Source organism: Bacillus sp. JJ664, from assembly GCF_036962205.1.
GTDB lineage: Bacteria > Bacillota > Bacilli > Bacillales > Bacillaceae_G > Gottfriedia.
Window position 1 is genome coordinate 86,432 of sequence record NZ_JBALMS010000045.1, and the last position, 6,409, is coordinate 92,840.

The following is a 6,409-nucleotide window of genomic DNA, read 5'->3' on the forward strand; positions in this document are numbered from 1 at the left end:
TATGAAAATTATTTCTTCATTTGAGCCCATTCTTCTCTACTAGGACCATAAATACCTGGTACAACTAATCCAGCCTGTCTCATTAGAACAGTCATTTGACCTCTATGATGGATTTGATGATTTAGCGTCATACGAAGGATTGCAAACACAGGCATATCAAAACCAAAGCAATTTTTCATTTCTTTTAAGCTCTCGTCATTCCACTGTGCTTTTGCAGCTTCTACCACTGCACTACTTACTTTTTTATATGTTTCAGCAATCTCTTTTGCTGATCCAGGCATTTCGTCTTGAATTTTTAGATCAATTTGTAAGCCAGTTTGTGAGACGATTCCTTTAGCAGCTGTTGTGACATGCCATGCTAGTTCTCCAAGTGAAAAATGATCTTCTTCAATTGCTTGATCAAGAGAATCGTCAGTCAACACGTTTAAATATTTTAATGTGCCCTCTGATTCGTGTGTCCATTCATTAATAAATTGGTCAATGCTAATAAACATAAAATGCCTCCTAAAGTTTCATATGTAAATACAAAGATATTATAGCCTCAAGTATCATTAAATCATAAGCATAAAGATAAAAAAACTGTTTATTGGTAAATAATGCAAATGAACGGTAAAATAAAAGAACACTTCCTAGTGAGGGTAATCTAATATTGGAAGAGTAATGTAAGTTTAGTTCTAAGACGTATTAAAGACGTATTTTAGAATGAATAATGAAACTCATTAGTATATAAGATGTAAAAATAAAGGATTCTAATGAAAAAAAGGATAGAACAGTTTTGGAGTGAGTATAAATGAAAGTAACAATGCCTAAGCCTTTCACATTTGAGGGTGGAGAGCGAGGAGTTTTATTATTACATGGTTTTACAGGGCATTCAGCCGACGTTCGAATGCTAGGTCGTTTTTTAGAAAAACGAGGTTATACATGTCATGCACCGCATTATAAAGGGCATGGTGTACCACCAGAAGAGCTTGTACATACTGGACCAGAGGATTGGTGGCAAGATGTGACGGAAGCGTACCAGTTTTTAAAGGACCGAGGTCATGAAAAAATTGCTGCGGTAGGTTTATCTCTAGGTGGAGTTTTTGCACTGAAATTAGGCTACACTGTTCCATTAAATGGTATTGTGACAATGTGTTCCCCAATGTACATAAAAAGTGAAGAAATCATGTATGAAGGTGTTCTTGCATACGCTGCTGAGTTTAAAAAACGAGAAGGTAAAGCACCTGAACAAATTGAAATAGAAATGGAAGAGTTCAAAAAAGCTCCAATGAAAACATTACAAGAACTTCAAGGGTTAATTAAAGAAGTTCGTGAAAATGTAGACACTGTTTACGCACCTACATTTGTAGTGCAATCCAGAGTAGATGCAATGATTAATACAGATAGTGCAAATATTATTTTTAATGAGGTTCAATCTGACCAGAAAAAATTAAAATGGTATGAAAATTCATCTCATGTTATTACGCTTGGACAAGAGAAGGATCAATTGCATGAAGATGTTCTAGCGTTTCTTGATGATTTGGATTGGTAGAATTCTGTTATTCTGGACAAACTTAAATAAAAGACCCTTAACTGGATTAGTGAGAAAAGGAGGGAAATATATATGCAAGATTTTCAACAATGGAAAGATAAGTTATTAACTTTAATGAAAAGTGAAGACTATAAGCCTTTAAATATTCAAGGGTTAGAAGACGAATTACAATTAACTGATGCAGTAGATTTTCGTGAAGTGGTCAAAGCGCTTGTCACATTAGAAGATGAGGGGTTCATTGTCCGTTCACGAAATAATAAATACAGTTTACCTGAACAATCAAATTTAGTTAGAGGTAAACTTACTGGTCACGCACGTGGTTTTGCATTTGTAATTCCAGAAGAAGCGGGTGCAGAAGATGTATTTATTTCTCCTTCTGACTTAAATGGTGCACTACACGGAGATGTTGTTTTAGCAAGAATTACGAAAGAAAAAAGCGATGCACGTCGTGAAGGCACAATCGTAAAAATTCTTGAACGTGGTCAAACGAAAATGGTTGGTACATTCCAAGCACAGAAAAACTTTGGCTTCGTGATTCCTGACGATAAACGATTTGGTAGTGACATTTTTATAACGAGAAGCAATTCACAAGGTGCAGTTGAAGGGCACAAAGTAGTTGTAGAATTAACTCAATTCCCTGAAAACGGCAAAAATGCTGAAGGAATCATTGTTCAAATCCTAGGACATAAAAACGATCCAGGTGTAGATATCCTTTCAGTTATTCATAAGTTTGGTTTACCACAAGAATTTCCTAAAGAAGCAATGGATCAAGCAAATGCTGTGCCTGAAGATATTGATGAAGCGGATATTGGTACTCGACGTGATTTGCGAGATCAACAAATTGTCACGATTGATGGAGCAGACGCAAAAGATTTAGATGACGCAGTTACAGTTACAAAACTTGAAAATGGCCACTATAAGCTTGGTGTACATATTGCTGACGTATCTTATTATGTAACGGAGAATTCTCCTATTGACCAAGAGGCCAGTGATCGTGGAACAAGTATTTATTTAGTTGATCGAGTGATTCCGATGATTCCTCACCGACTATCTAATGGTATTTGTTCATTAAACCCGCAAGTCAATCGATTTACACTTTCTTGTGAAATGGAAATTGACCAAAAAGGTGATGTCGTTAAACACGAAATCTTTGAAAGTATCATTAAGACAACTGAACGTATGACATATAGCGATGTTAACAAAATTCTAGATGAAGCAGATGTAGAGTTACGTGAGCGTTATGAGCCACTTGTACCAATGTTTGAAGAAATGGCCCACTTAGCAAGCGTTTTACGTAAGCGAAGAATGAATCGTGGAGCAATCGATTTTGATTTTAAAGAAGCGAAAGTTCTTGTAGACGCTGAAGGACATCCTGAAGACATCGTTTTACGTGAACGCTCAACAGCAGAGAAATTAATTGAAGAGTTTATGCTTGTTGCGAATGAAACGGTAGCAGAGCATTTCCATTGGTTAAACGTTCCGTTTATGTATCGTGTTCACGAAGATCCTAAAGAAGAAAAACTACAGCGTTTCTTTGAGTTTATTTCAACATTTGGCTATACAGTTAAAGGTGCTTCTAATGATATTCATCCAAGAGCATTACAGCAAGTACTTGAAATGGTACATGGTCAACCAGAGGAAACAGTTATCTCAACTGTTATGCTTCGTTCAATGAAACAAGCGAAGTATGAAGCTGATAATTTAGGACACTTTGGTTTAGCGGCGGAGTTCTATACGCATTTCACTTCACCAATTCGTCGTTATCCGGATTTAATTGTACATCGTTTAATACGTACTTACTTAATTCAAGGGAAAATGAATGATGATACGAAGCGTGAATGGGATGATAAATTGCCGGCAATTGCTGAGCACTCATCAAATATGGAGCGTCGTTCTGTTGAAGCTGAACGCGAAACCGATGATCTGAAAAAAGCAGAATTTATGCTTGATAAAATTGGCGAAGAGTATGATGGAATTATTAGCTCAGTTACAAACTTCGGTATGTTTATTGAATTGCCAAATACAATTGAGGGTCTCGTTCGTGTAGCTGATTTATCGGATGATTACTACAATTATGATGAACGTCATTATGCTATGGTTGGTGAACGAACAGGTAAGATTTTTAGAATTGGTGATGAGGTATCTATTCGAGTAGCCAATGTAAATAAAGAAGAGCGAGCAATTGATTTTGAAATTGTTGGAATGAAATCAAATAAACCTCGTCGAAGTGGTGGAAGAGGACCAGTGAATCGAGATGGCGGCGGTTCTGGTGGCCGAGGTAGAGGTCGTGGAAGAGGACCAACAGATCGTAGTACTGATCGCAATAGAAGTGGTAGTTCACGCGGTAGACGTGGAGGGGATAGTACCACTACAAGTGAAGAAAAAGACAGCGGAAGAAATGGGAAACCTCGTAACAAACGTGATGATCGTTTTAACCCAACAAAAAGTAAAAATAAAAAGAAAAAACCTTTCTATGATAAAGTAGCAAAAGGGAATAAGAAGAAATAATAGAAAATAAAGCAGTGGACAGATGAAATGTTCACTGTTTTATTCTTTTTGATTATGGCCTAGAGAAGTCCTAAGTACATAGAATATGGTTTTATTTTATGGTAAAATAAGTAAGGATAGTGAGGTGTTTTAAACATGCCAAAAGGTGAAGGCAAGGTTATCGCGCAAAATAAAAAAAGTTATCATGACTATTTTATTGAAGAAACGTATGAAACAGGTATCGTACTACAAGGTACTGAAATAAAATCATTACGAGCTGGAAAGGCTAATTTAAAGGATTCATTTGCTCGAGTTCAAAACGGTGAAGTATGGCTTCATAATATGCATATTAGTCCGTACGAACAAGGTAATCGATATAATCATGAACCATTACGTACAAGAAAGCTATTACTTCATAATAAAGAAATAGTTAAATTAATTGGCTATACAAAAGAAACTGGCTACACATTAGTACCTTTAAAAATCTATTTGAAAAATGGATATGCTAAGTTACTACTTGGGTTAGGTAAAGGTAAGAAACAATTTGATAAACGTGATGATTTGAAGAAAAAAGAAGCAAAACGTGAGGTTGAGCGAGCGTTTCGAGATCGTCAAAAAAGTTAATTGGATAATAGTTGAAGCTTTTCCATTCTGTATGACTATTAACAACAATTGTTAATTGCAACTGATGTCGAATGTGCTATAATAAGTTTGTAAGTTAATGAAACACATAAATGAGCACGATGATGTGCAGATTTTATAGATTATGAAGCTAAGCTTTTGTTTAGTGCTTCGTAAGTCACTCATAGCCACGAAGACTGGAATAATGTCGAGTGTGCATTTTATATGGGGACGTTACGGATTCGACAGGGGTAGTTCGAGCTTAGGTCGCGAGTCGAGGGGTCGGCCTCGTTAAAACGCAAAAGCCTATAACTGGCAAAAACAACAATTTCTCTTTAGCTGCTTAATTGCACTGAAGGCTCCTCCTATGTATCGCCCATGTGCATAGCTTAGAGGGGTTCACTCATTAGTGGGCTACGCCGGACCTCACCGTCTGAGGGGAAAGGAAGAGACTAACCAGACTAGCTACTAGGAAGCCTGTCAATAGGCTGAATAGTATGCGAAATACGAATATATTGACTACACTCGTAGAAGCTTAAGTGCCGATATTTCTGGACGTGGGTTCGACTCCCACCGTCTCCACCAATACATATTGTTGGTGGTTTTTTTATGTAATGTAATTACAAGGACAAATTGTCTAAACTAGACAGTTTGTCCTTAATTTTTTATTTGGACAATAAATGGTTATTAAAAAGATGGCTTTGTAAATGTAATATTTTACATTTTCTAGTAAATATTTAACTGATAGTATAATAATTAAGGACATTAAATGATTTAAAATTGAATTTATGGACACTTTATGTTTGATTAGACATTTTTAATAATACGAGACAAATTATTCTTAAAAATCTATTTGGACAATATATGCTTTTTACGTTGTTGTTATTATTATTTCGAGTTGTTACTTAAAATATTAATTTTTTAAATGGTTAAATTTATTCGAGATAATTTTACTTTAATATTGTTATTAGCCTCAAACATTAAAATTAGATATTAAAGTAATCCAGTAAATTGTAATAAAAAATCTCAAATCGATAAATATATAAAAATAAGCTCACCATTAATTAGGTAAGCTTATTTTTTTATTTAATATTTCAAAATTTGCTAAGGGGATAAAAAATGAATTATTCAAGTAGAAGTATATTGTATGGACTAGTACCATTCCAAATAAATACATGCTATGTTGAATCTTTATCAAGTTATATTATTAGACTTGCTGAGGCGCATGTTGTTGATGTTTCATCCCTATTAAAGTTTATGGTATTTCCAAATTTGGGAAAACAGTATTTGTTTAATAGTATAGAAAGGGGAGGAAATCGATTTTATGATGGATCAAGATCAATTAATGGATTAGATTCAAATGCATTAGAGATAGTGAATGTAATGAGCGAACTTACTAACGTCGAAGGATTGAATAATTTAACCTTATTAAGTTATAAGTTATTCTTTTCAAATAGGGATTTATTGAAAAATACACTTTACTGGTGTCCGTCTTGTTTAGATGAATTTTATTTAGATAATCCAACTCATGTCTATTATCCACTAATTTGGTCACTAAAAAACTATAAAGTATGTATTAAACATAATTCATATTTAATTAAAAACTGTTCAAATTGTAAAATGAATATTCCATATATACATAGAAAGAGTAGGGTAGGCTTTTGTTGCTACTGCAATTCAAAGATATTTGGAATTAAAGATATGTTTTTATTTCCAGATAAAAAAGATTATTATGTTTCCAATTGTTTAGAACATTTTTTTACTAATGTA

At 34.4% G+C, this 6,409-nt stretch carries 5 protein-coding genes and 1 other RNA gene; 5 read left to right on the plus strand and 1 reads right to left on the minus strand.

Annotated features, from left to right (window positions below):
• Positions 1 to 8: 8 nt before the first annotated feature.
• On the minus strand, positions 9 to 494 hold the full coding sequence (locus V7056_RS08070) for a DinB family protein (RefSeq protein WP_499700895.1): 486 nt from the start codon (positions 492 to 494) through the stop codon (positions 9 to 11).
• A 296-nt stretch (positions 495 to 790) separates the two neighbouring features.
• Here V7056_RS08070 and V7056_RS08075 point away from each other — a divergent pair, with 296 nt between their 5' ends.
• The 5 genes from V7056_RS08075 to V7056_RS08095 all read left to right on the plus strand — a co-directional run.
• On the plus strand, positions 791 to 1,531 hold the full coding sequence (locus tag V7056_RS08075) for an alpha/beta hydrolase (protein ID WP_499700897.1): 741 nt from the start codon (positions 791 to 793) through the stop codon (positions 1,529 to 1,531).
• 72 nt (positions 1,532 to 1,603) lie between these two features.
• Positions 1,604 to 4,039 carry a ribonuclease R gene (rnr, locus tag V7056_RS08080; protein ID WP_499700898.1) on the plus strand — a complete coding sequence of 812 codons (2,436 nt, stop codon included), beginning with the start codon at positions 1,604 to 1,606 and terminating at the stop codon, positions 4,037 to 4,039.
• A gap of 135 nt (positions 4,040 to 4,174) precedes the next feature.
• Entirely contained in the window at positions 4,175 to 4,642 is a 468-nt protein-coding gene (smpB, locus tag V7056_RS08085) for an SsrA-binding protein SmpB (RefSeq protein ID WP_464961038.1), read from the plus strand.
• 224 nt (positions 4,643 to 4,866) lie between these two features.
• Positions 4,867 to 5,224, plus strand: a transfer-messenger RNA (tmRNA) gene (ssrA, locus tag V7056_RS08090).
• 534 nt (positions 5,225 to 5,758) lie between these two features.
• On the plus strand, positions 5,759 to 6,409 hold a 651-nt coding region (locus tag V7056_RS08095), incomplete at its 3' end, for a TniQ family protein (protein WP_499700901.1).